Origin of the sequence: Geodermatophilus amargosae (assembly GCF_900116515.1) — a bacterium.
Classification (GTDB): Bacteria; Actinomycetota; Actinomycetes; order Mycobacteriales; family Geodermatophilaceae; genus Geodermatophilus; species Geodermatophilus amargosae.
This window is the reverse complement of the sequence record NZ_FPBA01000021.1, coordinates 19,549-45,353: the sequence shown is the minus strand read 5'-3', so window position 1 is coordinate 45,353 and position 25,805 is coordinate 19,549. Positions and strand designations below refer to the sequence as shown.

The window sequence follows — 25,805 nt, the reverse complement described above, 5'->3', positions numbered from 1 at the left end:
GGTCGGAGTCCCGGGGGGCGTCTACCCTGGACCGGTCATGAGCGGAGAGAGCCTGTACCCCCGTCTCGAGCCCCTGCTGGCCCAGGTGCAGAAGCCCATCCAGTACGTCGGCGGTGAGCTGAACGCCCAGGTCAAGGCCTGGGACGACGTCGCCGTGCACTGGGCGCTGATGTACCCCGACGCGTACGAGGTGGGGCTGCCCAACCAGGGCCTCATGATCCTCTACGAGGTGCTCAACGAGCGCCCCGACGCCCTGGCCGAGCGCACCTACGCCGTCTGGCCCGACCTCGCCGCCCTGATGCGCGCGAACGGCGTCGGCCAGTTCACCGTCGACGCCCACCGCCCGGTGCGCGACTTCGACGTCCTCGGCGTCAGCTTCGCCACCGAGCTCGGCTACACCAACCTGCTCGAGGCGCTCGACCTCGCCGGGATCCCGTTGCACGCGGCCGACCGCGACGAGACGCACCCCGTCGTCGTCGCCGGCGGGCACGCGGCGTTCAACCCCGAGCCGATCGCCGACTTCGTCGACTGCGCCGTCCTCGGCGACGGCGAGCAGGCCGTCGGGGACGTCACCGACGTCGTCGCGGCGTGGAAGCAGCAGGGCCGGCCCGGCGGGCGCGAGGAGCTGCTCGCCCGCCTCGCCCGCGTCGACGGCGTCTACGTGCCGCGCTTCTACGCCGTCTCCTACGGCCCCGGCGGCGCGATCGCCGCGGTGACCCGCACCCGTCCCGACGTCCCGGCGCGGGTCGGCAAGCGCACCGTCATGGACCTCGACGAGTGGCCGTACCCGAAGACGCCGCTGGTCCCGCTCGCCGAGAGCGTGCACGAGCGGATGAGCGTGGAGATCTTCCGCGGCTGCACCCGCGGCTGCCGCTTCTGCCAGGCCGGGATGATCACCCGCCCGGTGCGCGAGCGGACGATCACCGGCATCGGGTCGATGGTCGACCAGGGCCTGCGCGCGACCGGCTACGAGGAGGTCGGGCTGCTGTCTCTGTCCAGCGCCGACCACTCCGAGATCGGGCAGGTGGCCAAGGAGCTCGCCGACCGCTACGCGGGCACCAACACCGGCCTGTCGCTGCCGTCGACCCGCGTCGACGCGTTCAACGTGACGCTGGCCAACGAGCTGTCGCGCAACGGCCGCCGGTCGGGGCTCACCTTCGCCCCCGAGGGCGGCAGCGAGCGGATCCGCCGGGTGATCAACAAGACCGTGTCCAAGGAGGACCTGGTCGCCACCGTCACCACGGCCTACGCCAACGGCTGGCAGCAGGTGAAGCTCTACTTCATGTGCGGGCTCCCCACGGAGACCGACGAGGACGTGCTGGAGATCGCCGAGCTCGCCGTCGAGGTCATCCGCGCCGGCCGCGAGGCCAGCGGCCGCAAGGACATCCGCTGCACGGTCTCCATCGGCGGGTTCGTGCCCAAGCCGCACACGCCGTTCCAGTGGGCCGCCCAGGCCAGCGCCGAGACCATCGACCACAGGTTGAGGGTCCTGCGCCAGGCGATCAACGCCGACCGGCGGATCGGCCGCTCCATCGGCCTGCGCTACCACGACGGCAAGCCCGGCGTGATCGAGGGACTGCTCTCCCGCGGCGACCGCCGGGTCGGCCGGGTCATCGAGCGGGTGTGGCGCGAGGGCGGCCGGTTCGACGGGTGGAGCGAGCACTTCTCCTTCGAGCGGTGGACCGCCGCGGCCGCCGAGGAGCTCGCCCCCCTCGGCGTCGACCTGGACTGGTTCACCACCCGCGAGCGCACCCAGGACGAGGTCCTGCCCTGGGACCACCTGGACTCCGGGCTGGACAAGGAGTGGCTCTGGGACGACTGGCAGGACGCGCTGTCGGAGGAGGAGGTCGCCGACTGCCGGTGGACGCCCTGCTACGACTGCGGCGTCTGCCCGACGAACGGCACCGAGATCCAGATCGGCCCCACCGGGCGCAGCCTGCTGCCGCTGACCGTCGTCGGTCGCTGAGGCCCGGAGGACACGCCGTGGCCCGTTCTCCGGAGGGTCCGCCTCCGCCGCCGACCGTGCAGAAGCTGCGGCTGCGCTACGCCAAGCGCGGCCCGCTGCGCTTCGCCTCTCATCGCGACCTCGCCCGCGCGCTGGAGCGGGCGCTGCGCCGCGCGCAGGTGCCGATGGCCTACTCCGCCGGCTTCACGCCGCACCCGAAGATCAGCTACGTCGGTGCCGCGCCGACCGGGGCGGCCAGCGAGGCCGAGTACCTGGAGATCGGCCTGGCGCGGCGGTGCGATCCCGAGGCGGTGCGGACCGCGCTCGACGACTCGCTGCCCCCGGGCATCGACGTCGTCGAGTGCGTGGAGGCCGCGGAGGGCGGCGGCTCGCTGGCCGACCGCATCGACGCCACCCGGTGGCGCGTCGAGCTGCCCGGCATCGAGCCGGCGGAGCTGGAGTCGGCCGTGGCCGCCCTCCTCGCCGCCGCCGAGGTCACCGTGGCCAAGCGCACCAAGAACGGGCTCCGCGACGTCGACGCCCGCGCTCCGATCGCGTCCGCGTCCGCGGGCGGGGCGGCAGGATGTGCCATACTGCACGTGGTCGTCCGGCAGGTGACGCCCGCTGTTCGACCTGACGACGTGGTGGCCGCTCTCGCTGCCGTCGCCGACCTGCGCCCGCCGTCGCCCCCACGGGCCGTGCGTGAGGCGCAGGGCCGGCTCGACGACAGCGGGACCGTGGCCGATCCGCTCGGTCCCGACCGTGCGGCGCGCGCCCGCTGCCAGGGGGAGCACGCCGCCGTCTGACCGGGGAGCCCGGCCGCTCCCGCGCCGTCGAGCGACACGGCTGCCAGACGTGCCGCACCGGCACCACCCGAGACCCTCTGCACCACCGCACCACCTGCAGTCCGCACCACCTGCAGTCCGGCCCCGGCCGCGGCGACCGTCGCGCGGGACCGACCCCAGACTTCGCGAGCCGGACTCGCCGCCGTACCCCGTGCGGCCGCCCGGTCCGCCCAACCCGTGCACCTGCGCGGCTGCTCGTCCCCGCTGGGGATCGGCGCCCGGGAGCACCACACAGGAGGCGAGCCCTCGTGGCCGACCAGGACAGCGACACGACCAGCGAGACCCCTACCAGCGAGGACGCGGGCGCGAGCACGCCGGTCGCCCTCCCGCCCGGCGACGCGCCGGTCGAGGAGGTGCTGAGCGGGGACGCGGCGACGGGGGAGACCCCCGACGAGGAGCCGGCGGGGACGGCCGCGGCCGAGCCCCGGGCCGAGGAGCCGGCGGAGCCGGAGGACGAGGAGGAGCCGGTCCGGTCGCCCTTCGGGGCCCAGTTCAGCTCCCCGGAGCCGACGGCGGTCATCGCCCGGCCCCGCCGCCGCGCCACCCGCCCGGCCGGCGCGGCCGACCCCGGTGTCCTCGCGTCCGGTGCCTTCGAGCCCGGCGCCTTCGAGCCGCTCCCGCCGGTCGCCCCGGCGATCCCGGCCTTCGTCAGCTTCGTGGCCCCCGAGGCCGAGGTGGCGCCCGCCCCGCGCCGGCGCAGCCGCCGGCCAGTGGCCGAGTCGCCCGACGTCGAGGACGTCGAGGACGTCGCCGCCCCGGTCGAGGACGACGAGGAGACCCCGGCGCCGCGCTCGCGCCGCGGCCGGTCGCGCCGCCGCGGCGGGGTCGCCGAGAGCCGGGACGACGAGCAGGTCACCGTCGACGCCGCGATCGACGCGGCCGTCGACACCGGCGTCGACGCCGACGAGGACACCACCGACGAGGACACCACCGACGACGCCGACCGTGACGACGCCGACCGCGACGATGCCGACCGCGACGATGCCGACCGTGACGACGCCGACCGCGACGACTCCGGCGGCAGCCGCCGGCGCCGCCGCGGGCGCCGCGGCCGGGGCCGGGGCCGCAACGGGGACGAGTCCGCCGACGCCGAGGACGACGCCGCCGAGCCCGTCGCCGGCGACGGCACCGCCGACGACCGGACCGCCGACGACGAGGACGACGAGGACGCCGACACCGGCGAGGACGCCGAGGGCGAGGACGGTGCCGAGGCCGGGTCGAGCACCCGCCGGCGCCGGCGTCGCCGTCGCCGTGGCGGGGAGGCCGCCGCCGAGCCCGCTCCCGAGGACGACGACGACCGCCCGGAGCGCGCCGGCCGCAACGGCCGCAGCACCAGTGACGACGACGTCCGCGGCGTCGCCGGCTCCACCCGCCTGGAGGCCAAGCGCCAGCGCCGCCGCGAGGGCCGGGACACCGGCCGCCGCCGCGCGCCGATCCTGACCGAGGCCGAGTTCCTCGCCCGCCGCGAGGCCGTCGAGCGCCGCATGGTGATCCGCCAGCGCGGCGAGCGCACGCAGATCGCCGTCCTCGAGGACGGCGTGCTGGTCGAGCACTACGTCACCCAGGCGCAGGCGACGTCCTTCGCGGGCAACGTCTACCTCGGCCGGGTGCAGAACGTGCTGCCCAGCATGGAGGCTGCCTTCGTCGACATCGGCAAGGGCCGCAACGCCGTCCTCTACGCCGGCGAGGTCAACTGGGAGGCCGCCGGCCTGTCCGGCAAGCAGCGCTCGATCGAGCAGGCGCTCAAGTCCGGCGACAAGGTGCTGGTGCAGGTCACCAAGGACCCGATCGGGCACAAGGGGGCGCGGCTGACCCAGCAGGTCAACCTGCCCGGACGCTTCCTGGTCTACGTGCCCGGCGGCTCGATGACCGGCATCAGCCGCAAGCTGCCCGACACCGAGCGCCAGCGGCTCAAGGACGTCCTGAAGAAGATCGTCCCCGAGGACGCCGGCGTGATCATCCGGACCGCCGCGGAGGGCGCCTCGGAGGAGGAGCTCACCCGCGACGTCGCCCGGCTGCAGGCGCAGTGGGAGGTCATCAGGCAGAAGTCGGAGTCCTCGAGCAACGCCCCGTCACTGCTCTACGGCGAGCCCGATCTCGCCATCCGGGTCATCCGCGACGTGTTCAACGAGGACTTCAGCGAGCTCGTCGTCCAGGGCGACGACGCGTGGGACACCGTCGAGGCCTACGTCGCGCACGTCTCCCCGGAGCTGACCGGGCGGCTGACCCGGCACACCGGCGAGGGCGACGTCTTCCGCGACCTGCGCGTCGACGAGCAGCTGGCCAAGGCGCTCGACCGCAAGGTGTGGCTGCCCTCGGGCGGCTCGCTGGTCATCGACCGCACCGAGGCGATGACCGTCGTCGACGTCAACACCGGCAAGTTCACCGGCTCGGGCGGCAACCTCGAGCAGACCGTCACGCGCAACAACATGGAGGCGGCCGAGGAGATCGTCCGCCAGCTCCGGCTGCGCGACATCGGCGGCATCATCGTCATCGACTTCATCGACATGGTGCTCGAGAGCAACCGCGACCTGGTGCTGCGCCGGCTCACCGAGTGCCTGGGTCGCGACCGCACCAAGCACCAGGTGGCCGAGGTGACCTCGCTGGGCCTGGTGCAGATGACCCGCAAGCGCGTGGGGCAGGGCCTGCTCGAGGTCTTCTCCGAGCCGTGCGAGCACTGCCGCGGCCGGGGCGTCCTCGTGCACACCGACCCGGTCGACGACCGCCGTCGCGGCGGCAACGGCTCCGGCTCGGGCGGTCAGGGCTCGGGCGGTCAGGGCCCGGTTGGGCAGGGCGCCGGTGGCCGGCGCGACCAGAACGGCCGCAAGGACGCCGACCGCAAGGACGCCGACCGCAGGGAGCCCGAGCGCACGGAGGCCGCGGCCGCGGCGCCCGAGACCGGTCCCGAGGCGGTCTCGGCCGGCGAGGGCGAGGGGCAGCGCTCCGGCGGGGGCCGGCGCAACCGCGGCCGCCGCAACCGCGGCCAGTCCGGTGAGGAGCGTGCGGCCGAGGACGCCGCGGTGCTCGCCGCCGCCTCCGTCCCCGAGCCGGCCGAGGACGACACGGCCGGCGACCCCGCCGGGGACGACGCCGCCGAGGTCGAGGTCACGGTGCAGTTCGGGTCCGAGGTCCCGGGCGCCGAGGTGACCGAGCCGGAGGAGGCCCCGCAGGTCCAGGAGCCGGCCGCCGACGACGTCGACGACGACGACGAGCAGGCGGACCCCTCCCTGCTGGTCGCCGACATCCCGGCTCCCGTCGGGGCCGAGCCGGCCGCGGTGGACCATGGCGACATGACCGAGCCCGAGCCCGAGCCCGAGCCCGAGGCCGTGACCGAGGAGGACGCCGTGACCGAGCCCGACGACGTGCCGGAGCCCCAGGTGCCCGCGGGCGCGGGTCCCGACGACCCGGCGCCGGCCTCCGACCCCCAGGCACCGGCCGGGGACTCCGAGGCGCCGGCCGCCGACGACGGCACCGGCACCGCGGTCGGCGGGGCGCGCCCGCGCCGTCGCCGCGCCGCCAGCCGCCCGGCCGGCCCGCCGGCCAGCTGAACGAAGGACCCCGTCCTCCCCGCCCCTCGCGAGCTCGGGGCGGTACCCGGGACGGGGCCACGGCCGGGCCCACGTTCGACCCGGTCCCGGCCGCTCGGGTACGCTGGTCGGGTTGCACCGCCCCGGACCGGACCCCGGTCCCGCGGAGGCGGTGCGGCCCGTCCAGCACCCGGCGCCCGCGCCGGGGTGCGCGCAGGACGCATCGCGGGACAGACAGCAGCGATCGAGGAGTCAGTGGTGTACGCAGTCGTGAAGGCCGGTGGCCGGCAGCACAAGGTGGCCGTGGGCGACCGGTTCACGGTCAACCGTCTCGTGGGTGAGGCGGGCGACTCCGTCACCCTCCCGGCCCTGCTCCTGGTCGACGGCGACACCGTCACCAGCGACGCGCAGGCGCTGGCCGGCGTGACCGTGACCGGCGAGATCATCGGCCACGGCAAGGGCCCGAAGATCCGCATCCACAAGTTCAAGAACAAGACGGGTTACCACAAGCGTCAGGGCCACCGTCAGCCGCTGACCGACGTGGTCGTCCGCGACATCACGAAGGGCTGACGACGACATGGCACACAAGAAGGGCGCCTCGTCCTCCCGCAACGGCCGCGACTCGAACTCCCAGCGCCTCGGCGTGAAGCGGTTCGGCGGCCAGGTCGTCAAGGCCGGCGAGATCATCGTGCGCCAGCGCGGCACCCACTTCCACCCGGGTCTGGGCGTCGGCCGCGGCGGCGACGACACGCTGTTCGCGCTGGCCCCCGGTGCGGTCACCTTCGGCACCCGGCGTGGTCGCAAGACCGTCTCGATCACCACGGTCGACGCCTGAGCCCACCGGGCTCGGAGACACACGTACCGCCACGAGCGCACGGGCCGTCCGGCCCGTGCGCTCGTCGGCGTTGAGCAGGCAGTGAGCAGGTAGAGCAGACATGGCCGCATTCGTCGACCGCGTCGTCGTGCACGTCGCCGCAGGCAACGGCGGCCACGGCGTCGCGTCCGTGCACCGCGAGAAGTACAAGCCCCTCGGTGGTCCCGACGGCGGCAACGGCGGTGACGGCGGCGACGTCGTCCTCGAGGTGAACCCCAGCGTCCACACGCTGCTGGACTTCCACCACCGGCCGCACCAGCGGGCCGCCAACGGCCGTCCCGGCGCCGGCAGCAACCGGCACGGGGCCAACGGCGAGGACCGGGTCCTGCACGTCCCCGAGGGCACCGTGGTCAGCGTCGGCGGCGAGGTGGTCGCCGACCTCGTCGGCGCCGGTACCCGCGTCGTCCTCGCCTCCGGCGGCCGGGGTGGGCTGGGCAACGCCGCGCTGGCCAACCCCCGGCGCAAGGCGCCCGGCTTCGCGCTGCTCGGCGAGCCCGGGGAGTCCTTCGACGCCGTCCTCGAGCTCAAGAGCGTCGCCGACGTCGGCCTCGTCGGGTTCCCCTCGGCGGGCAAGTCCTCGCTGATCGCGGCGATGTCCGCGGCCCGGCCCAAGATCGCCGACTACCCGTTCACCACGCTGGTGCCCAACCTCGGCGTGGTCCGCGCCGGCGACGTGGTCTTCACGATGGCCGACGTCCCCGGGCTCATCCCGGGCGCGGCCACCGGCAAGGGCCTGGGGCTGCAGTTCCTCCGGCACGTGGAGCGCTGCGCGGTGCTGGTGCACGTCGTCGACATGGCCACGCTCGAGCCCGGCCGCGACCCCGAGAGCGACATCGAGGCCCTCGAGCAGGAGCTGGCCGAGTACGGGGGCGACGAGCTCGACCTGGTCGGCCGGCTGCGGGTCGCCGTGCTCAACAAGATCGACGTCCCCGACGGCCGGGAGCTGGTCGACCTGGTCCGCTCCGGCCTGGAGGCGCGCGGGCTGCAGGTGTTCGCGGTCAGCGCCGCCACGGGCGAGGGGCTGACCGAGCTGGGCTACGCGCTGGCGGCCGCCGTCGCGGAGTACCGCGCCGCCCTGCCGGCGCCCGAGCGCACCCGGGTCACGCTCACCCCGCGCGCCGTCGACGACTCCGGGTTCACCGTCACCCACGACCCCGACGACGAGACCTTCACGGTGCACGGCGTGAAGCCCGAGCGCTGGGTCCGGCAGACCGACTTCACCAACGACGAGGCGGTCGGTTACCTCGCCGACCGGCTCAACCGCCTCGGGGTGGAGGACGAGCTGGCGAAGCTCGGCGCGCAGGAGGGCGACACGGTCGTCATCGGCGACGTCGCCTTCGACTTCCAGCCCAGCCTGCCCGCCGGCACGCCGGTGGCCGAGGAGACCGCGGGCCTCGGCGGCCGCGGCACCGACAGCCGCGTCGACGCGCCGCACCGCGTGCGTGCGGCCGAGCGGCTGGCGGCCAAGAAGGCCCGCCGGATGCCCTACGAGATGACCGAGACCTGGTCCGACGGCGACCTGCCCGACGGCGACCTGCCCGACGGCGACCTGCCCGACGACGACCTCCCCGGGGACGGGGACGCTCCCGCGGACGACGACGCGTGAGCGCCCGTCCCCGGGTCGCCGGCGCCGGTCGCGTCGTGGTCAAGGTCGGCTCGTCCTCGCTGACCACGCTGCCCGGCGGGCTGGACGCCGCCCGGCTCACCGCGCTGGTCGACGTCCTCGCCGCGGTGCGGGCGCAGGGCCGCGAGGTGGTGCTGGTGTCCTCCGGCGCGATCGCCGCGGGCCTGGCCCCGCTCGGCGTCGAGGGCCGGCCGCGCGACCTCGCGACGGCGCAGGCCGCGGCCAGTGTGGGCCAGCTGCGGCTGGTGCAGACCTACGCCGACGCCTTCGACCGGCACGGCATCACCGTCGGGCAGGTGCTGCTGACCGCCGACGACCTCACCCGCCGGGGCCACTACCGCAACGCCCGGCAGACGCTGGAGCGGCTGCTCACCCTCGGCGTGATCCCGATCGTCAACGAGAACGACACGGTCGCCACCGAGGAGATCCGGTTCGGCGACAACGACCGGCTGGCCGCCCTGGTCGCGCACGTGGCCGCCGCTGACGCGCTGGTGCTGCTCTCCGACGTCGACGGCGTCTACGACGGCGACCCGCGCACCGGCCCGGCGCAGCTCGTCGACACCGTCCGCGGCACGGGCGACCTGGCCGCGGTCACCCTCGGCACCGCCCGGCGCAACGGCGTCGGCACCGGCGGCATGGCCACGAAGGTCGAGGCGGCGTTCATCGCCTCCGGCGCCGGCGTGCCGGTCGTGGTCACCTCGACCCCGCAGGCCGCCGCCGCGCTGGCCGGCGAACGGGTCGGCACGCTGTTCGAGCCGTCGGGCCGCCGGCCCTCCGGCCGCCAGTTCTGGCTGCGCTACGCCAGCCGCCCGCGCGGGCGGCTGGTCCTCGACGACGGCGCGGTGCGGGCCGTCCGCGAGCGGCACGCCTCGCTGCTGGCCGCGGGCGTCACCGCCGTCCACGGCGACTTCCTGGCCGACGACCCGGTCGAGCTGGTCGGTCCCGACGGCACCGTCGTCGCCCGCGGGCTAGTCGCCTACGACGCCCGGGAGCTGCCGGCGCTGCTGGGGCGGCGCACGCCCGACCTCGACCCGGAGTACCGGCGCGAGGTCGTGCACCGCGACGAGATGGTGCTGGTCGGGCGCGCGCGGGCGGCTGGGAGACTGCCCGGGTGACGATCCGCCCCATCCGCGAGCTCGGTGACCCGGTGCTCCGCACGCCCGCCGACGAGGTGCGGGCCTTCGACAAGGACCTGGCCGCCCTGGTGCGCGACCTCGAGGAGACCGTCGACCACCCCGGCCGCGCCGGGCTGGCCGCCCCGCAGATCGGGGTGAGCGCCCGGGTGTTCAGCTACAACGTCGACGGCGAGATCGGCCACCTGGTCAACCCGCGGATCGTCGAGCTGTCCGAGGAGATCCAGGACGGCGACGAGGGCTGCCTGTCCATCCCGGGGCTGTGGGCGCCCACGGTGCGGGCGATGGAGGCCGTCGTCGAGGGGTTCGACGTCCACGGGGAGCCGCTGCGCCTGTCGGGCACCGGGCTGATGGCGCGCTGCCTGCAGCACGAGGTCGACCACCTCGACGGGAAGGTGTTCCTCGACCGGCTCACCGGCGAGGCCCGCAAGACGGCCCTGCGGGCCCTGCGCGCGCGCTGAGCCGTACGGTCGGGCCCGTGACCGATCTCGCGACCCGCGCCCGGACCCTGCTCGACCTGCACACCGCCCCGGAGATCCTCGTCCTCACCAACGTGTGGGACGTCGTCTCCGCCCAGGTGGTCGCCGGCACCGAGGGTGTGCGCGCCCTCGCCACCGCCAGCCACGGCATCGCCTCGACCTTCGGCTACGAGGACGGCGAGAACATCCCGCTCGACCTGCACCTGGACATGGTCGGCCGGATCACCGCCGCCGTGGACCTGCCGGTGAGCATGGACATGGAGGCCGGCTACGGCGACGCCGGCGAGACCGCCCGCCGCGCCATGGAGAAGGGCGTCGTCGGCGGCAACCTCGAGGACCAGATGAAGCCGCTGGACGAGGCCGTGGCCGCCGTCGAGGCGGTCGTGCGCGCCGGGCGGGACGCCGGCGTCGACTTCGTGCTCAACGCCCGCACCGACGCCCTCCTGCGCGGCGGGCCCGGCGCCGACCGCTCCGAGCTGGTCGCCGAGGCCGTCCGCCGCGGGCAGGCCTTCCTCGAGGCCGGCGCCCCGGTCGTGTTCGTGCCCGGCCTGGTGGCCCGCGAGGAGATCGAGGCGGTCGTCGAGGGCCTCGGCCGCAACCGGCTGACCCTGATCAGCGTGCCCGGTGCCTCGCTGCCGGCCCGCGAGATGCAGGAGCTCGGCGTCGCCCGCGTCTCCACCGGCCCGTTCACCCAGCGGGTGGCACTCACCGCGCTGCAGGACGCCGTCGTCGAGATGGTCGGCGGCGGCGTCCTCCCGGCCGGCACCCGCGCGCTCAACTGAGCCCGGTCGGCGTCGGCCCTCGGGGGCCGGCCCCGGACTCGGTCAGACGGCGACGCCGGTCCGGGGGAGCACCAGGCCGCGGACGTCGAACGGCGTGACCACCGTGGGACGGCGTGACCGCCCCTGCAGCACCTCGGTGGCCACCGGCCCGACGACCTCCGCGCTGTAGCGCTCGAAGACCTCGCGGGACTCCCAGACCTCGATCACCTGGAACCCGTCCGCGGTCTCCCGCGCCAGGTGGACCAGCAGCCCGTCGACGACGCCGCCGGTCCGGTCCAGCAGGGCCCGGTGGACGGCGTCGTAGAGCTCCACCGGCTCGGGCACGTCCATGGTCACGGCCCACGTCATGGCGTCCTCCTCATCGGGTCGTCGCGACGGCCGACTGCCGCCGCGAGTCGGTCGGCGCCCTCACCGGAGAGCCGGCCGACCGTGGCGGTGCGGCCGGTGAGCAGCAGGAGGAGGTCGCCGGTCGTCCCCTCGACGGGGGCCCCGTCCCCCAGGACGAGGTCGCTGTCGGTCGCGCGGAGCCGCAGTCCGGCCAGCCGGCGGCGGGCCCGGAACGGGAAGGACAGCTGCCAGACGCGGGTCGCCGAGACGGCCGCGGCGGCCGGTGGCACCGGTCGGGTCCGCCCCAGCGGGATCGCGACGTCCTGGCCGTGCACGAGGACGTCGGTGAGCGGCTCGACGGGGGAGACGAACGGCGCCGTGCGTCGCGAGCCGACCATCGCCCGGATGCGCCGGCCGTACTCCGCGGTCGGCAGCGGGCCCACCCGCAGCGCGGAGTCCCGGATCATCCGGTCGAAGCTGCCCCGCGCCCGGACGCTCTCGACCAGGGCCGGCCGCAGGCCCATCTGGGCGAGGGTCAGGTGCGCGGCGACGTCGCGCACCCGCCAGCCCGCGCAGAGGGACGGCGTCTCCCACTCGGCCGGAGAGAGGTCGTCGAACAGGTCGGCCAGGCTCGCCCGTTCGGAGTCGATGGTGCGCCAGACGTCGTCGAGGTCCATGACGGCCTCCCGAGAATTGGTACGATCCCCTGACTATTTCGTCAGAAGACCTGACCATCGTCAAGAGGAAACCGTGAGTCCGCACGACGACGGCCGCCAGAACCTGGCGCTCCTGTGCTTCTACCCCGCCCGCGCCATGGAGGCCCGGGTCCTGGCGGCGATGGCCGAGGCGGGGTTCGACGACATCACGGCCGCCCAGGGTCGCATCGCCGCGCGGATCGGCCCCGCCGGGACCCGGCTGACCGACCTGGCCGCCCAGGCGCTGGTGACGAAGCAGACCGCAGGCCACCTCGTCGACCAGCTCGAGCGTGCCGGCTACGTCCGCCGGGTGCCCGACCCGACCGACGCGCGCGCCCGGCTGGTGCAGATGGCCGAGCGGGGGTGGGCGGTCGTCGCCCTCGCCCGGCAGGTCGAGGCCGAGGTCGAGGCCGAGTGGACGGCGCACCTGGGGGAGGAGGCGACCGCGCAGCTGCGCGCGGCCCTCACCCGGCTGCGCGAGGTGACCGACCCCTACCGCTGAGCGGCGGCGGCCGCCGCGGCGCAGGCGCTGCAGGTGCCGAACACCTCGAGCTGGTGCTGCACGTCGGCGAACCCGTGCTCGGCGGCCACCCTCGCCGCCCAGCGCTCCACCGGCGGGTCGGCGACCTCGACGGTGGCGCCGCACGAGCGGCAGACCAGGTGGTGGTGGTGCACCGGGGAGCAGCGCCGGTAGGCCGCCTCGCCGTCCTCGCTGCGCAGGACGTCGACCAGGCCGTCGTCGACGAGGGCCTGCAGCGCCCGGTAGACGGTGGCCAGGCCGACCGCGTCGCCGCGCTCGCGCAGCAGGGCGTGCAGGTCCTGGGCGGTGCGGAACCCGTCGAGCTCGTCGAGCAGCGCCAGCACCGCCGTCCGCTGCCGGGTCTGCCGGCGGACCGGGACCTCCGGTGCGCTCACGGTCGCTCCCTCCCCGCCGGCGGCGTCGCGACGGCGGGCTCGCTGTGCTCGTCGTAGTGGACGCCGGTGCCGGTCCGGTGCGGCGCGTGCAGGTGCCCGTCGTGGTCGTAGTCGACGTGGTCGCCGTGCAGCACCGGCCGGTGCCCGCAGCCCTCGCCGTGCTCGTGCGGGTGGGCGGCGTGCACGTCGGTCCGCCGGCCGTGCCGCCGCCGGGCCGTGGCGTCCCGCAGGGCCACGGCGACGGTGACGGCGAGGAACAGCGCGATGGCCAGCAGCACGATCGTGCCGCCGGACGGGGTGCCGGTGTAGTACGAGGCCGCGGTGCCCGAGACGCTGACCACCACGCCGATCGCGCAGGCGAGGTACAGCGTGCTGCGGAAGCTGCGCCCCACCAGCTGGGCCACGGCGCTCGGCAGGATCATCAGCGCGCTGATGAGCAGCAGCCCGACCACGCGCATGGACAGCACGACGGTCGAGGCGACCAGGACCGCCAGCACCACGTTGAGCGGCAGGACGGGCAGGCCGACCGCGCGGGCGTACTCCTCGTCGTCACTCACCGCGTACAGCCGGGAGCCCAGCAGCCACACGACCGCCAGGACGACGACGGTGATGGCGGCGAACACGGCCACGTCGGACGCCGTCGTCGTGGTGATCGCGCCGAACAGGTAGGCGTCGAGGTTGGTGGCCTGCCCGCGGGGGGCCAGCGAGAGGAGCACGACGCCGCCGGCGATGCCGCCGTAGAAGAGGACGGCGAGGGCGACGTCGCCGCTGGTGCGCCCGCGCGCGCGGACCAGCTCGATGAGCACCGCGCCCAGCACGGCGGCGACCAGCGCCGTCCCGACCGGCGCGCTGGAGGTGAGCACCCCGACGCCGACCCCGGTCAGCGCGACGTGGCCGAGCCCGTCACCGAGCAGCGACAGCCGGCGCTGGACGAGGAAGACGCCCACCGCGGGGGCGACGAGGCCGACCATGAGCGAGGCCAGGAGCGCCCGCTGCATGAAGCCGTAGTCGAGCAGTTCCACCTCAGCGGCTCCCGTCGCGGACCCGGGCGGCGTCCGGTGCGGGCCGCGGCTGGTCGAGTCGGTATCCCCGGACCGGCGGCACGGTGGCCTCGTCGGGGTGGTGGCAGTCGGGCCCGGCGGCCGGACCGGCGCCGCTCAGCGGGCCGTCGTAGGTCAGCCGCCCGGAGTCCACCACGACGGCGCGGCGGAGCACGCCCGCCAGCGGGCCGGTCTCGTGGGTCACGACGACGAGTGTCGTGCCGGCCGCCGACACCTGCGCCAGCACCGTGGCCAGCGCCGCCTGGCTGGCCGCGTCGACGCCGGCGGTCGGCTCGTCCATCACCAGCAGCTCCGGCTCGGCGGCCAGCGCGCGGGCCACGAGCACCCGGCGCTGCTGCCCGCCCGAGAGCGAGGCCACCGGGTCGTCGAGCCGGTCGGCCAGGCCGACGGCGTCGACCGCCTCGGCGACGGCGGCCCGGTCGCGGGCGACCGGCCGGCCGAACAGGCCCAGCCGCGGCAGCCGGCCGACGCCGACGACCTCACGCACGGTGGCCGGCATCGCGCCGCTGACGGTGTGCCGCTGGGGGACGTAGCCGACCCGGCCGTGCTCGCGCAGCCGGCCGACCGGGGCGCCGAGCACCTCGACGCTGCCGCCGAGGACGGCGGCGAGGCCCAGCACCCCCCGCATGAGGGTGGTCTTGCCCGAGCCGTTGGACCCGATGACCGCGACGGCCTCGCCGCGCCGGACGGTCAGGGAGGCGTCGCGCACGATGGCGACGTCCCCGTACCCGACCGTGGCGCCGGTGAGGCAGAGCGCGGGGTCGCTCATGCGCAGCCCTGTCCCTCCTGCAGCGTCGCCAGGTCGGCGCGCATGACCGCCAGGTAGTCGTCGCCGGCCGACTCGTCGGTGAGGCCCTCGATCGGGTCGAGGACGGCGGTCTGCACACCGGCCTCCCGGGCGACGGTCTCGGCGACGGCGGGGTCGACGAGGGTCTCGGTGTAGACGGTCGTCACGCCGCGCTCCTGCACCAGACTAGAGATCTCGGCGAGCTGGGCCGGGCTGGGCTCGCTCGACGGGCTCAGCCCGCTGATGCCGACGACGTCGAGGCCGTACCGCTCGGCCAGGTAGCCGAACGCGTCGTGACTGGTGACCAGCGTGGGAACCGCGCAGTCGGCCAGGCCCTGCTCCATCTCGGCGTCGAGGGCCTCGAGGTCGGTGCGCAGCGCCGCGGCGTTGTCGCGGTAGGTGTCGGCGCCGTCGGGGTCCACCTCGGCGAGCCGGTCGGCCAGCGCGTCGCCGACGTCGGCCAGCCGGGTGGGGTCGAGCCAGAAGTGCGGGTCGGTGACCTCCTCGCCCTCTGCGTGCTCCTCCTCGCCCTCTGCGTGCTCCTCCTCGCCCTCTGCGTGCTCCTCCTCGCCCTCTGCGTGCTCCTCCTCGCCCTCTGCGTGCTCCTCCTCGTCCTCGTGGCCGTGCTCCTCCGTCGTGGTCAGCGACAGGCCGGCCGCGGCGCCCGCGTCCCACGCGGCGTCGCCGGCCTCGACGACGGCGTCGTCGAGCGCCGGCTGGAACCCCTCGAGGTAGACGACGAGGTCGGCGTCGGACAGCGACGCGACGTCCTGCGGGGTGAGCTCGAGGTCGTGCGGCTCGGCGCCCGGCGGGGTCAGCGAGGAGACGTCGACCCGGTCGCCGCCGACCCGCTGGGCCGCCCACTGCAGGGGGTAGAAGGCCGCCTCGACCGAGACGCCGTCCGCGGCGGCGGCCTCGTCGTCACCGGAGGAGCCGCAGGCGGCCAGCAGGAGGGCGGTGGCGGCCGCGGTGGCCGAGGCGAGGACACGCGTCGTCGTGGGCATGAGAACCATTCTCACACACCGTGCGACGCGACCGGGCGGAGGGGCCGGCGCGTACCCTGCGGGGCGTGTCCGACGCCGCCGACCTGCCGCTGATCGGGGCCGCCGCGCTGCGTGCCCGCGCCGCGTCCCGGGTGCTGCGCACCCTGCCGACCGACGTCAAGGACGCCGCGCTGTCGGCGATGGCCGACGCGCTGGTCGGGCGCAGCGACGAGGTGCTGGCGGCCAACGCGCGCGACGTCGACGCCGCGGCCGCCGACGGGACCCCGGCCTCGGTGCTCGACCGGCTGCGCCTGGACGCCGGGCGGGTGGCCGGGGTGGCCGCCGCGCTGCGCGAGCTCGTGGCGCTGCCCGACCCGGTCGGCGACGTCGTCCGCGGCTCCCGGCTCCCCAACGGGCTGCAGCTGCGGCAGGTCCGGGTCCCCTTCGGCGTGATCGGCATCGTCTACGAGGCGCGGCCCAACGTGACCGTCGACGCCGCGGGCCTGTGCCTCAAGAGCGGCAACGCGGCGCTGCTGCGCGGCTCGGCCTCGGCGTACCGGACCAACGCCGCGCTCGTGGCCGTCCTGTCCGACGCCGGGCAGAAGGCGGGCCTGCCGGAGGGCTTCGTCGAGCTGCTGCCGGCCGACCGCGCGTCCGTCGGGGAGCTGCTCGGCGCCCGCGGCCACGTCGACCTCGTCATCCCGCGCGGCGGCGCCTCGCTCATCCAGCGGGTGGTCCGCGAGGCGCAGGTGCCGGTGATCGAGACCGGCGTCGGCAACTGCCACGTCTACGTCGACGCCTCCGCCGACGCCGCGACGGCCGAGGCGATCGTGCTCAACTCCAAGACCCACCGGGTCAGCGTCTGCAATGCCGCCGAGACGCTGCTGGTGCACCGCGACGTCCCGTTCCTGCCGCGGCTGCTGGGCGCGCTGGCCGACGCCGGGGTCACCCTGCACGGCGACGAGGCCGCCCGCGCCGTGCACGACGCCGTCGTCCCGGCCACCGACGAGGACTGGGCCACCGAGTACCTGTCGATGGACATGGCCGTGCGCGTCGTCGACGACCTGCCCGCCGCGCTCGAGCACGTCGCGCGGTGGGGGAGCGGGCACTCCGAGGCGATCGTCGCCGACTCCGCCTCCGCCATCGCCGCGTTCACCGCCGGCGTCGACGCCGCCGCGATCCTGGTCAACGCCTCCACCCGCTTCACCGACGGCGGCGAGTTCGGCTTCGGCGCCGAGATCGGCATCTCCACGCAGAAGCTGCACGCGCGCGGGCCGCTGGGCCTGCCGGAGCTGACCAGCACCACCTACGTCGTCACGGGCAGCGGCCACACCCGCTGACCCGGTCCCCCTGTTGAGGAGCCGCATGCCCCGCCCGCCGACGCAGATGCCCCAGTTCTCCTCGGTCGCCGACGTCGGCAAGCGGCTGTCGACCGCCGGGTACCTGCCCGACGCGCAGATCGCGACGACGGTCTTCCTCGCGGACCGGCTGGGCAAGCCGCTGCTGGTCGAGGGGCCGGCGGGCACCGGCAAGACCGAGCTGGCCAAGGCGCTGGCCGCGGCGACGGGCTCGGAGCTGATCCGGCTGCAGTGCTACGAGGGCCTCGACGAGGCGCGGGCGCTCTACGAGTGGAACTACAAGAAGCAGCTGCTGCGCATCCAGGCGGCCCAGGGCGGCGACGGCACCGACTGGGACACCGTGCACGACGACATCTTCGGCGAGGAGTTCCTCCTCTCCCGTCCGCTGCTGACCGCGATCCGGCGCACCGAGCCGACCGTGCTGCTCATCGACGAGACCGACAAGGCCGACGTCGAGGTCGAGGGCCTGCTGCTGGAGGTGCTCAGCGACTTCCAGGTAACCATCCCCGAGCTCGGCACCGTGGCCGCCACCCGGCGGCCGACCGTGGTGCTCACCTCCAACGCCACCCGTGAGCTGTCCGAGGCGCTCAAGCGGCGCTGCCTGTACCTGGCGCTGGACTACCCGTCGGCCGAGCGGGAGCGGGAGATCGTGCTCTCGCGGGTGCCCGACCTCGCGCCGGGGCTGGCCGAGCAGCTGGTGCGCACCATCCGGGCGCTGCGGGCGATGGAGCTGAAGAAGTCGCCGTCGATCTCCGAGACCCTCGACTGGGCCCAGACGCTGCTCGAGCTGGGCCTGGACACCCTCGACGAGACGGCGGTGCGCTCGACGCTCGGCGTGGTGCTCAAGCACGCCAGCGACCAGGAGCGCGCAGCCGCCGAGCTGCGGCTCAACTGATGTCCGCGCCGTCGGCTCCTGCCCCCGGCGGGCTGGCCGGGCACCTCGACGGGTTCGTGCGCGCGGTGCGCGAGGCCGGCATCCCGGTCGGCATCAGCCAGGCCGTCGACGCCGCGGAGATCCTCACCGTCGTCGACCTGCTCGAGCGCGAGCAGCTGCGGCACGGGCTGGCCGCGGTGCTGCTGCAGCGCGCCTCGCAGCGGCCGGCCTACGACACGCTGTTCGACCTGTGGTGGCCGCTGTCGGACCGCCCGCGCACCGGGTCGGCCGCCGCCTCCGAGGAGGGGGAGGACGGGGAGCCCGGCGCCGACGACGGCTCGACGATGGACCTGCCCGACGGGCACGGCGACGGCGACTCACGTGACATCGCCCAGCGGATGCGCGAGCAGCTGGCCCGGCTCCTGATGGACGGCGACGACGAGGCGCTGCGCCGGTTCGCGCGCCAGGCGGTCGAGCAGCTCGGGCGGGCGCCGGCGTCGCCGTCGGGGCAGGCCTACTTCGGCTACCGGGTGATGCGGGCGCTGTCACCGGACACGCTGGTCTCCCAGCTGCTGGCCGGGCTGCTGGGCGACGGCGGCCGCGGCGGGCTGGCCGAGCAGGTCGCCCGGCAGACCGTCCGCGAGCGGCTGGCCGCGTTCCGGAGCGCGGTCGACGCCGAGGTACGGCGGCGCGCGGCGACCGAGCGGGGCCGCGAGCGGGTCGCCAAGAGCGCGGTCCGGCCGCTGGCCGAGCAGGTCGACTTCCTGCGGGCGCAGCAGTCCGACCTCGCCGAGCTGCGCCGGGCCGTCGCACCGCTGGCCCGGCGGCTGGCCGTGCGGCTGTCGGCGCGACGGCGGATGGGGCGCCAGGGCCGGCTGGACTTCCGCAAGACGGTGCGCGCCTCGCTGGGCACCGGCGGGGTGCCCGTGGTCACCCACCACCGGCCGCGCAAGGTGCACAAGCCCGAGCTCGTGGTGCTCTGCGACGTCAGCGGCTCGGTGGCCGGCTTCAGCCACTTCACGCTGATGCTCACCCAGGCGCTGCGCGAGCACTTCTCCGGCGTCCGGGCGTTCGCCTTCGTCGACGCCACCGACGAGGTGACCCGCTTCTTCCGCCCCGGTGCCGACGTCTCGGCCGCCATCGCCCGCATCGGGCGGGAGGCCGACGTCGTCGCCTTCGACGGCCACAGCGACTACGGCAACGCCCTGGAGGTGTTCGCCGACCGCTGGCCCGCAGCCGTCGGGCCAAAGACGTCGCTGCTGGTGCTCGGCGACGGGCGGACCAACTACCGCCAGCCGGGCCTGCCGGTGCTGGGCGACCTGGTCCGCAAGGCCCGCTCGGCACACTGGCTCAACCCGGAGCCGCGGCGGCTGTGGGGGAGCGGTGACTCCGCCGCGGACCGCTACGGCGAGGTCATCGACATGGTCGAGTGCCGCAACGCCACCCAGCTCGCGGACTTCGTCACCACGCTCTGACGGCCGGGCAGTCGCGGCGACACGCTCAGAGGGGGTGTTCCGGGCCGCGGCGTAACCGTCGGGCCGTCGGGCCGTTGGTCAGCGCGGGCACCGGTCGCGACACCGGTGCCCGGCCCGGACGCCGTCGTCGCGGACGGCGGCCGGGCCGTGCGACCGACGGCACGGGGGTGCCGGTCGCAGCCGGACGTCCTGTCCCGGCGGCCGGGTGCGGCGTCCCGCGCCCGGCCGTCCGCCGTCCGCGTCTGATCTGGGCTCCTCGCGGACCGGTCCTCGCGGGACCGGTCCAGCCGGGCCGCCACCGGAGTGCCCGGCTAGGCTCGATCGGTGGCTGGGACCCGGATCGGCGTGATGGGCGGGACGTTCGACCCCATCCACCACGGCCACCTGGTCGCCGCCAGCGAGGTCGCGGGGCTCTTCGGCCTCGACGAGGTGGTCTTCGTCCCCACCGGGCAGCCCTGGCAGAAGAGCGAGCGCGAGGTCAGCCCGGCCGAGGACCGCTACCTCATGACCGTCATCGCCACCGCCTCCAACCCGCGGTTCTCCGTGAGCCGCGTCGACGTCGACCGCGACGGCCCCACGTACACGATCGACACCCTCTCCGACCTGCACGCCCAGCGTCCCGACGCCGAGCTGTTCTTCATCACGGGCGCCGACGCGCTGTCCCAGATCCTGAGCTGGCGCGACAGCGACCGGTTCCTCCGGCTGGCCCACTTCGTGGGGGTCACCCGGCCCGGGTTCACCCTCGCCGACGGCCACCTGCCCGAGGGGGCGGTCAGCCTGGTGGAGATCCCGGCGCTGGCGATCAGCTCCACCGACTGCCGCGACCGCGTCGCCCGCGGGATGCCGGTCTGGTACCTGGTCCCTGACGGCGTGGTGCAGTACATCGAGAAGCGGGGCCTCTACCGCTCGGCGCCGGGCGGCCGGCGCACCCCGGGTCCCCGTGCCGACCGGCCCGCCCACGACCGTCCACCGGCACCCGACGCCGGCACCGACACCGGCACCGACACTGACGCCACCGACCCATCTGCTGCCCACCTCCGGGAGGTACCCCGATGACCGCCTCCGCCGAGGCCCGGGAGACCGCGCTGCTCGCCGCCCAGGCCGCCGCGGACAAGCTCGCCACGGACGTCTCGATCGTCGACGTCAGCGACCGCCTCGCCATCACCGACGCCTTCGTGCTCGCCGCGGCCCCCAACGAGCGCCAGGTGCAGGCGATCGTCGACGAGGTCGAGGAGCGCCTGCGGCAGCACGGCGTCAAGCCGGTCCGCCGGGAGGGCGTCGCCGAGGCCCGCTGGGTGCTGCTGGACTTCGTCGACGTCGTCGTCCACGTGCAGCACGCCGAGGAGCGCGCGTACTACGCCCTCGAGCGGCTGTGGAAGGACTGCCCGACGATCCCGTTCGTCGACCGTGCCGTCCCGGCCGCGGCCACCGGCAGTGCCTCCAGCGGCAGTGCCTCCAGCGGCAGTGCCTCCACCGGCAGCGCCTCCAGCGGCAGCGGCACCCTGTCGGCCGACGACGTCGACCCGGGCAGCTCCGACCCGGTGTCCCTGGTGCCCGACCCGACCGAGGACCTCACCGAGGACGACCTGGCCGACGAGGACGTCATGGACGGTGACCCCACGCAGGACCTCACGCTCGACGACGGCGCCGGCTCCGTCCCGGGCTCCGCGCCCGAGGGCGGGGACGCGGGGACGACCGGCCGGTGACGGCTCTCGCCGCGCTCGACCTGCCGGTGCCCCGGCTGGTCGTCTGGCGGCACGGGCGCACGGACTGGAACGCCACGGGACGCTTCCAAGGACAGCTGGACCCGCCCCTGGACGCCGAGGGCCGGGCGCAGGCCGCGCGCACGGCACCGTACCTCGTGGCCACCGGGCTGAGCCCCGGGAGCACGGTCGTCGTCGCCAGCGACCTCGTGCGCGCCGCCGACACCGCGACCGCCCTGACCGACGTGCTCGGCGTGCCGCTGCGCCTGGACGAGCGGCTGCGTGAGCACGGCCTGGGCTCCTGGGAGGGGCTCACCCGCGACGAGGTCGCCGAGCGCCACCCCGAGCAGTACGCCGACTGGCTGGCCGGCCGCCCTGTGCACGGCCGCGGTGGCGAGCAGTCCGCCGACGTGGCGCGTCGCGCACTGGACGCACTGCAGGACCTGCCGCCGGCGGAGGTCGCCGTCGTCGTCACCCACGGTGGCACCGCCGGGCGGCTCATCGAGGCGCTGCTCGAACTCGGCCCGCAGCACCGCCGGGTGTTCGGGCCGCTGGCCAACTGCGGCTGGAGCGAGCTGGCCCGCCAGGGGGAGCGCTGGCGGCTGATGCGGCACAACACCGTCGTCACCGCGCTGCCCGGCAGGCTGGAGGGACCGGCACCCGGCAGCCCGGCCACTGCTCCGGCGGATGCCGCGGCCACGCCGGAGGGTGCCGCGCCGCCGCCCCCTCAGGACGCCGACGCGGTCCTCTGACCCTGCTCGAGGGACACCGGCCGCCCGTCCGCCGGGCGCGGGCTAGCCTCCCCTGATGCCCGTCGCCGTGGTCACCGACTCCACGGCCTACCTGCCGGCCGACGTCGTGGCGCGCTACGGCATCGAGGTGGTGCCGCTCTACGTGGTTCTCGCCGGCCACTCCGGCCGCGAGGGTGAGGAGATCACCCCGGGGGACGTCGCCCGGGCACTGACCACCCGCGGCCAGCAGGTGTCCACGTCGCGGCCGACGCCCGGTGACTTCGTCGCCGCCTACCGCCGCCGGCTGGCCGAGGGCGCCGACCGGGTGGTCTCGATCCACCTGTCCGCGGAGCTGTCGAGCACGTGCGACGCCGCCCGGCTGGCCGCCGCCCAGGTCGGCGAGCACGTCGTCACCGTCCTCGACTCGCGGTCGGCGGCCATGGGCACCGGCTTCGCCGTCCTCGCCGCCGCCCGCTGCGCCGCCGATGGGGGCGACGCCGACGAGGTCGCCGCCGTCGCCACACGCACCGCCGCGCGCACGCGGACGTTCTTCGTCGTCGACACGCTCGAGCACCTCCGGCGCGGGGGGCGCATCGGCGCCGCGGCCTCGCTGCTGGGGACGGCGCTGGCGGTGAAGCCGGTGCTGCACGTCGCCGGGGGGCAGGTCGTCCCGCTGGAGCGGGTCCGCACGTCCGCCCGCGCGCTCGCCCGGCTGGTGCAGCGCGCCGCGGAGGCCGCCGGCGGTCCCGGTGCCTCCCTCGCCGTCCACCACCTCGCGGCTCCCGACCGCGCTCAGAAGCTGGCCGCGGAGCTGCAGCGCGCGGTGCCGGACGTGCGCGAGCTGTTCGTCAGCGAGTTGGGCGCGGCGATCGGCGCGCACGTCGGCCCCGGCGCGGTGGGCGTGGTGGTGACCCCGGCCGAGGACGGCGACCGGGACTGAGGGCGAGGTGGCGGACACGGGCGCAGCCTGCACCGGCCCGCCGTCTCCCGGGCCCAGGCCGTCCACAGCCGGCCCGGCCGTCCACAGCCTGCCGCCCCGCGGCTTCCCGGCCGGGCGGTCTGCCTAGCGTCCGCCAGGTGCGCCTGACCTCCCGTCGCGATCCCGCCGCCGACGTCATCCGTGCCCGTCTCCGGGTGCTGCTCGACGAGGGCCGGCGCTCCGGCTGGCTGCCCGACGACGACCCGCTCGAGGACCCGCCCCGCACCGGCGTCGCGCTCCTGCGCCCCACCGCGCACGACCCCGACGACGCACCCGACGACGCCTCCGGGGACGACGGCGAGGAGCACCTGCCCGGTGGCCTCGGCCGCCACCAGGCACCGGGGCGGGCCGTCCGCGTCGACCCGGGCCGGCGCGGCAACGCGGCGCTGTGGCTCACCGGCCTGCTCGCCGCCCTGGCGCTGAGCGGCTGGACCTGGCTGCAGCGGCCGGAGGTCGCGCCGGCACCGGAGCCCACCGTGGTCCCCGCCGTGGTTCCCGCGGTCGAGGACGACAACGAGGGGACGGCGGTGGGCGAGGCCGCCGAGGTCGCCGAGGCCCGCGGCACCGTGGTGGTCTCGGTCGTCGGGCTGGTCGTCTCGCCGGGCCTGGTGACGCTGCCGGAGGGCGCGCGGGTGGCCGACGCGGTCGCGGCGGCCGGCGGCTTCCTGCCCGAGGCCGATCCCGCGTCGGTCAACCTGGCCGCGGTCGTCAGCGACGGCCAGCAGGTGGCCGTGGGCGTCCCGGGCGTGGCGGCACCGGCGTCCGGCCCCACCGGCGGAGCGGCGCCGGCCGGGCCGCTCGACCTGAACGCCGCCACGGTCGCCGACCTCGATGCCCTGCCCGGCATCGGGCCCGTCCTGGCGCAGCGCATCGTCGACCACCGCGAGCAGCACGGCCGGTTCACCAACCGACATCTGTGCGGATGGGCATGTGTTAAGCCGGCGGAGAGCCCTACACCGGCTGCTGGGCATGCGCGAGAGCAGCTGCTTCTCGCAGGTCCCGTGCCAAAGGTGTGCGACCCGCTGTCACTGGCCATGGTCGTCCCGTACTCGCCGTGCCGGAACGCCTGGCGGACGAAACGACGCCGCGCCCAAACGGGTCCCAATGATGCAGCGAGCTTCGGACGCTGACCGTGGGGGTACCGGGATGTGTAACTCGTCGGTCACGGCAGCGTTCGTACTGACGGCGGTCCTGGGACTTCTAGGGATGGGCGCCGCTGTCGCACCCGCCCGAGCATTCCCGATTGCGAGGACGCCCTCACCGTGGACCCGCCCGCAGCCGTCGTGGACCCGCCCGCAGCCGTCGCCGGGAGTGAGGTGACCGTGAGCGGCCGCTGCTCCGGGGAGTCAGACGGCGTTGATACGTCCTTCCCCGGTGCCACGGACCTGAGCCTGGCGGGAACCGTCATCGCCTCCGACGTCCCGGTCATCGACGAAGAACTCGAGCAAGTCACTGTCCCGATCACGGCTGGCCTGGCGGACGGGACGTACGACATGGCCTCGAGCTGCGGTCGCACCACGCCCGTTACCAAGCCTTTCACCGTGTTGGTGTCCCCATTCCTCAGCCTCGCGCCCGATCGTGTCGCGACCGGCGAGGAGGTAACGGCGACTGGCACTTGCCCCGTCAGCCGGGTTCGCCGGTCAGCCTCATCTGTGAACCTGGCCCTAGGGGACGACGGCGCCTTCGCGCCCGCGACGCTCGACGGCGCGACGGGCGTGCTTGCCCCGGTGACCGTTTCCGTGCCGGCCGACGTCTCCCCGGCCGACTACAGAGTCATCTCCTCGTGCGGTGGCAGCGCCCCCCTCACGATCCTGACGCGAGGTGCGCCCACGACCGAGGGCCCTCCAGACCCGCTGGTCGTCGTCCCAAACCTCGTCGGCTTGACCGAGCAGGAGGCCGTGGCCGCCCTGCATGATCAGTTACGCCTGGCCGAGCTGGCTGGCTCGGAAGAACGCGTCGTCCGGCAGGACCCGCTACCCGGCGATGAGGTGGCCCGGGCACCTCCGTGGCTGCGGAGCTGGAGGCCGCACCGCGGGTTGTCGATGGGCAGTCCTTTTCGTGGTGGATCCCCGTGGTTGTGGCCGCCGCTCTAGCCCTGGCCGGGCTGCTCGCCGCGACGGTCGGCTCGCCGCAAGCCCGCCGCCGTCGACGGGAACGTCGCTGGCTCCACGAGCAGGCCCGCACCGAGGTCGCGCGAACGGCTTGGTCCATCCCGGATGCCTCAACGCGGTTGTGGCAAGCCTGGACCTGCTTTTCGAAATCCGTCGTGAGCCGGCTCAGTTGGATCTTCAGGAGGTGCGCGATGCCCGTAGCTGAATCGAGGAGCCCGACAAGCGTGCGGGCGCTTACAGCCGGCGGGGCCGACACTGACACCATCCTCGCGGCCATGGCCAGCGAGCTGCTGGCCGAGAGGATGGCGGAGGCTCGGATGGGCGGTCAGTATCGGCTGCTCGAGGCGACGTACCGGCTGCTCGACAGGCGGATTCTGGATGCTGCGGTGACCTGCCTAGACCAAGACGGTGCAAGACCGCTCGCCCGCTGGCTGGCCACGCTTCGAGAGCTGCGGCGTGCAGCGGAGACCACGCGCAGCAGCCCAGTGAAGCCAGAGGCCATGGTCGTGCTCACGGACGGGGACCGGCTGACCTCAAGTCAAACTTCCAAGGTTCTGGTTTACGTCGGGGGGACGACCTTCCGCGTCCCGTTCCGTC

At 75.2% G+C, this 25,805-nt stretch carries 25 protein-coding genes; 19 read left to right on the top strand and 6 right to left on the bottom strand.

The window, feature by feature from the left end; genetic code table 11:
• Window positions 1-37 precede the first annotated feature (37 nt).
• The 9 genes from BM414_RS21730 to BM414_RS21690 all read left to right on the top strand — a co-directional run bounded on the left by BM414_RS21730 (window position 38) and on the right by BM414_RS21690 (window position 11,209).
• Window positions 38-1,966 carry a TIGR03960 family B12-binding radical SAM protein gene (locus tag BM414_RS21730; RefSeq protein ID WP_093582905.1) on the top strand — a complete coding sequence of 643 codons (1,929 nt, stop codon included), beginning with the start codon at window positions 38-40 and terminating at the stop codon, window positions 1,964-1,966.
• 17 nt (window positions 1,967-1,983) lie between these two features.
• Window positions 1,984-2,751: a TIGR03936 family radical SAM-associated protein gene (locus tag BM414_RS21725; protein ID WP_093582903.1), complete on the top strand. Its 768-nt coding sequence runs from the start codon at window positions 1,984-1,986 to the stop codon at window positions 2,749-2,751.
• A 287-nt stretch (window positions 2,752-3,038) separates the two neighbouring features.
• A complete protein-coding gene (locus tag BM414_RS21720; protein ID WP_093582901.1) occupies window positions 3,039-6,338 on the top strand; it encodes an Rne/Rng family ribonuclease in 3,300 nt (1,099 codons plus the stop codon).
• A gap of 237 nt (window positions 6,339-6,575) precedes the next feature.
• Window positions 6,576-6,887: a 50S ribosomal protein L21 gene (gene rplU, locus BM414_RS21715; protein WP_093582899.1), complete on the top strand. Its 312-nt coding sequence runs from the start codon at window positions 6,576-6,578 to the stop codon at window positions 6,885-6,887.
• Between the two features lie 7 nt (window positions 6,888-6,894).
• Window positions 6,895-7,152 (top strand): 50S ribosomal protein L27, encoded by a 258-nt coding sequence (gene rpmA / locus BM414_RS21710; RefSeq protein WP_093582897.1) that lies wholly within the window; start codon window positions 6,895-6,897, stop codon window positions 7,150-7,152.
• 100 nt (window positions 7,153-7,252) lie between these two features.
• The gene (gene obgE, locus BM414_RS21705; RefSeq protein ID WP_093582895.1) at window positions 7,253-8,797 is read left to right on the top strand and encodes a GTPase ObgE; all 1,545 of its coding nucleotides are present in this window, start codon (window positions 7,253-7,255) and stop codon (window positions 8,795-8,797) included.
• Window positions 8,794-9,930, top strand: a complete 1,137-nt coding sequence (proB, locus tag BM414_RS21700) for a glutamate 5-kinase (protein ID WP_093582893.1) — start codon at window positions 8,794-8,796, stop codon at window positions 9,928-9,930. The genes obgE and proB overlap by 4 nt, the downstream gene beginning before the upstream one ends.
• On the top strand, window positions 9,927-10,409 hold the full coding sequence (gene def / locus BM414_RS21695; RefSeq protein ID WP_093582891.1) for a peptide deformylase: 483 nt from the start codon (window positions 9,927-9,929) through the stop codon (window positions 10,407-10,409). Before proB ends, def begins: the two co-directional genes overlap by 4 nt.
• Before the next feature lie 17 nt (window positions 10,410-10,426).
• Window positions 10,427-11,209, top strand: coding sequence for an isocitrate lyase/PEP mutase family protein (locus tag BM414_RS21690; protein WP_093582889.1), 783 nt, complete (start codon window positions 10,427-10,429; stop codon window positions 11,207-11,209).
• A 42-nt stretch (window positions 11,210-11,251) separates the two neighbouring features.
• On the opposite strand, the gene BM414_RS21685 is transcribed toward BM414_RS21690, so the two are convergent.
• On the bottom strand, window positions 11,252-11,557 hold the full coding sequence (locus BM414_RS21685) for a hypothetical protein (protein WP_093582887.1): 306 nt from the start codon (window positions 11,555-11,557) through the stop codon (window positions 11,252-11,254).
• Window positions 11,554-12,213 (bottom strand): maleylpyruvate isomerase family mycothiol-dependent enzyme, encoded by a 660-nt coding sequence (locus BM414_RS21680; RefSeq protein WP_093582885.1) that lies wholly within the window; start codon window positions 12,211-12,213, stop codon window positions 11,554-11,556. Before BM414_RS21680 ends, BM414_RS21685 begins: the two co-directional genes overlap by 4 nt.
• Window positions 12,214-12,286: 73 nt before the next feature.
• Between BM414_RS21680 and BM414_RS21675 the strand changes: the two genes are divergently transcribed.
• The gene (locus BM414_RS21675; protein ID WP_217644870.1) at window positions 12,287-12,733 is read left to right on the top strand and encodes a MarR family winged helix-turn-helix transcriptional regulator; all 447 of its coding nucleotides are present in this window, start codon (window positions 12,287-12,289) and stop codon (window positions 12,731-12,733) included.
• On the opposite strand, the gene BM414_RS21670 is transcribed toward BM414_RS21675, so the two are convergent.
• From BM414_RS21670 to BM414_RS21655, 4 genes are read right to left on the bottom strand one after another with little or no spacing between them, the layout of a single operon-like run.
• Window positions 12,724-13,146, bottom strand: coding sequence for a Fur family transcriptional regulator (locus tag BM414_RS21670; protein ID WP_093582883.1), 423 nt, complete (start codon window positions 13,144-13,146; stop codon window positions 12,724-12,726). The genes BM414_RS21675 and BM414_RS21670 overlap by 10 nt on opposite strands.
• Window positions 13,143-14,168 (bottom strand): metal ABC transporter permease, encoded by a 1,026-nt coding sequence (locus BM414_RS21665; RefSeq protein WP_093582881.1) that lies wholly within the window; start codon window positions 14,166-14,168, stop codon window positions 13,143-13,145. The genes BM414_RS21670 and BM414_RS21665 overlap by 4 nt, the downstream gene beginning before the upstream one ends.
• A 1-nt stretch (window position 14,169) precedes the next feature.
• Window positions 14,170-14,976 carry a metal ABC transporter ATP-binding protein gene (locus BM414_RS21660; RefSeq protein WP_093582879.1) on the bottom strand — a complete coding sequence of 269 codons (807 nt, stop codon included), beginning with the start codon at window positions 14,974-14,976 and terminating at the stop codon, window positions 14,170-14,172.
• Entirely contained in the window at window positions 14,973-15,998 is a 1,026-nt protein-coding gene (locus BM414_RS21655; RefSeq protein WP_093582877.1) for a metal ABC transporter substrate-binding protein, read from the bottom strand. The genes BM414_RS21660 and BM414_RS21655 overlap by 4 nt, the downstream gene beginning before the upstream one ends.
• A gap of 65 nt (window positions 15,999-16,063) precedes the next feature.
• Between BM414_RS21655 and BM414_RS21650 the strand changes: the two genes are divergently transcribed.
• From BM414_RS21650 to BM414_RS21610, 9 genes are all read left to right on the top strand, one after another.
• A complete protein-coding gene (locus BM414_RS21650; RefSeq protein ID WP_175551726.1) occupies window positions 16,064-17,317 on the top strand; it encodes a glutamate-5-semialdehyde dehydrogenase in 1,254 nt (417 codons plus the stop codon).
• Between the two features lie 25 nt (window positions 17,318-17,342).
• Window positions 17,343-18,230: an AAA family ATPase gene (locus BM414_RS21645; RefSeq protein ID WP_093582875.1), complete on the top strand. Its 888-nt coding sequence runs from the start codon at window positions 17,343-17,345 to the stop codon at window positions 18,228-18,230.
• Window positions 18,230-19,684 carry a vWA domain-containing protein gene (locus BM414_RS21640; protein ID WP_093582873.1) on the top strand — a complete coding sequence of 485 codons (1,455 nt, stop codon included), beginning with the start codon at window positions 18,230-18,232 and terminating at the stop codon, window positions 19,682-19,684. The genes BM414_RS21645 and BM414_RS21640 overlap by 1 nt, the downstream gene beginning before the upstream one ends.
• A 324-nt stretch (window positions 19,685-20,008) precedes the next feature.
• Complete coding sequence (gene nadD / locus BM414_RS21635; protein ID WP_245784893.1) at window positions 20,009-20,740, top strand: nicotinate-nucleotide adenylyltransferase; 732 nt, start codon at window positions 20,009-20,011, stop codon at window positions 20,738-20,740.
• On the top strand, window positions 20,737-21,390 hold the full coding sequence (gene rsfS / locus BM414_RS31015; protein WP_245784892.1) for a ribosome silencing factor: 654 nt from the start codon (window positions 20,737-20,739) through the stop codon (window positions 21,388-21,390). The genes nadD and rsfS overlap by 4 nt, the downstream gene beginning before the upstream one ends.
• On the top strand, window positions 21,387-22,139 hold the full coding sequence (locus BM414_RS21625) for a histidine phosphatase family protein (RefSeq protein ID WP_093582869.1): 753 nt from the start codon (window positions 21,387-21,389) through the stop codon (window positions 22,137-22,139). The genes rsfS and BM414_RS21625 overlap by 4 nt, the downstream gene beginning before the upstream one ends.
• A 55-nt stretch (window positions 22,140-22,194) precedes the next feature.
• Window positions 22,195-23,058 (top strand): DegV family protein, encoded by an 864-nt coding sequence (locus BM414_RS21620; protein ID WP_093582867.1) that lies wholly within the window; start codon window positions 22,195-22,197, stop codon window positions 23,056-23,058.
• Between the two features lie 137 nt (window positions 23,059-23,195).
• Window positions 23,196-24,227 (top strand): ComEA family DNA-binding protein, encoded by a 1,032-nt coding sequence (locus BM414_RS21615; RefSeq protein WP_093582865.1) that lies wholly within the window; start codon window positions 23,196-23,198, stop codon window positions 24,225-24,227.
• Between the two features lie 132 nt (window positions 24,228-24,359).
• The gene (locus BM414_RS21610) at window positions 24,360-25,190 is read left to right on the top strand and encodes a PASTA domain-containing protein (protein WP_093582863.1); all 831 of its coding nucleotides are present in this window, start codon (window positions 24,360-24,362) and stop codon (window positions 25,188-25,190) included.
• The last annotated feature ends 615 nt before the right edge of the window (window positions 25,191-25,805 follow it).

What these genes read in the sequence shown, in the direction of transcription:
- rsfS (WP_245784892.1), top strand. Translation starts at nt 20,737, where the DNA reads ATGACCGCCTCCGCCGAGGCCCGGGAGACCGCGCTGCTCGCCGCCCAG.
- BM414_RS21640 (WP_093582873.1), top strand. Translation starts at nt 18,230, where the DNA reads ATGTCCGCGCCGTCGGCTCCTGCCCCCGGCGGGCTGGCCGGGCACCTC.
- BM414_RS21685 (WP_093582887.1), bottom strand. Translation starts at nt 11,557, where the DNA reads ATGACGTGGGCCGTGACCATGGACGTGCCCGAGCCGGTGGAGCTCTAC.
- BM414_RS21730 (WP_093582905.1), top strand. Translation starts at nt 38, where the DNA reads ATGAGCGGAGAGAGCCTGTACCCCCGTCTCGAGCCCCTGCTGGCCCAG.
- obgE (WP_093582895.1), top strand. Translation starts at nt 7,253, where the DNA reads ATGGCCGCATTCGTCGACCGCGTCGTCGTGCACGTCGCCGCAGGCAAC.
- rpmA (WP_093582897.1), top strand. Translation starts at nt 6,895, where the DNA reads ATGGCACACAAGAAGGGCGCCTCGTCCTCCCGCAACGGCCGCGACTCG.
- BM414_RS21655 (WP_093582877.1), bottom strand. Translation starts at nt 15,998, where the DNA reads ATGCCCACGACGACGCGTGTCCTCGCCTCGGCCACCGCGGCCGCCACC.
- BM414_RS21645 (WP_093582875.1), top strand. Translation starts at nt 17,343, where the DNA reads ATGCCCCGCCCGCCGACGCAGATGCCCCAGTTCTCCTCGGTCGCCGAC.
- BM414_RS21660 (WP_093582879.1), bottom strand. Translation starts at nt 14,976, where the DNA reads ATGAGCGACCCCGCGCTCTGCCTCACCGGCGCCACGGTCGGGTACGGG.
- BM414_RS21680 (WP_093582885.1), bottom strand. Translation starts at nt 12,213, where the DNA reads ATGGACCTCGACGACGTCTGGCGCACCATCGACTCCGAACGGGCGAGC.
- BM414_RS21620 (WP_093582867.1), top strand. Translation starts at nt 22,195, where the DNA reads ATGCCCGTCGCCGTGGTCACCGACTCCACGGCCTACCTGCCGGCCGAC.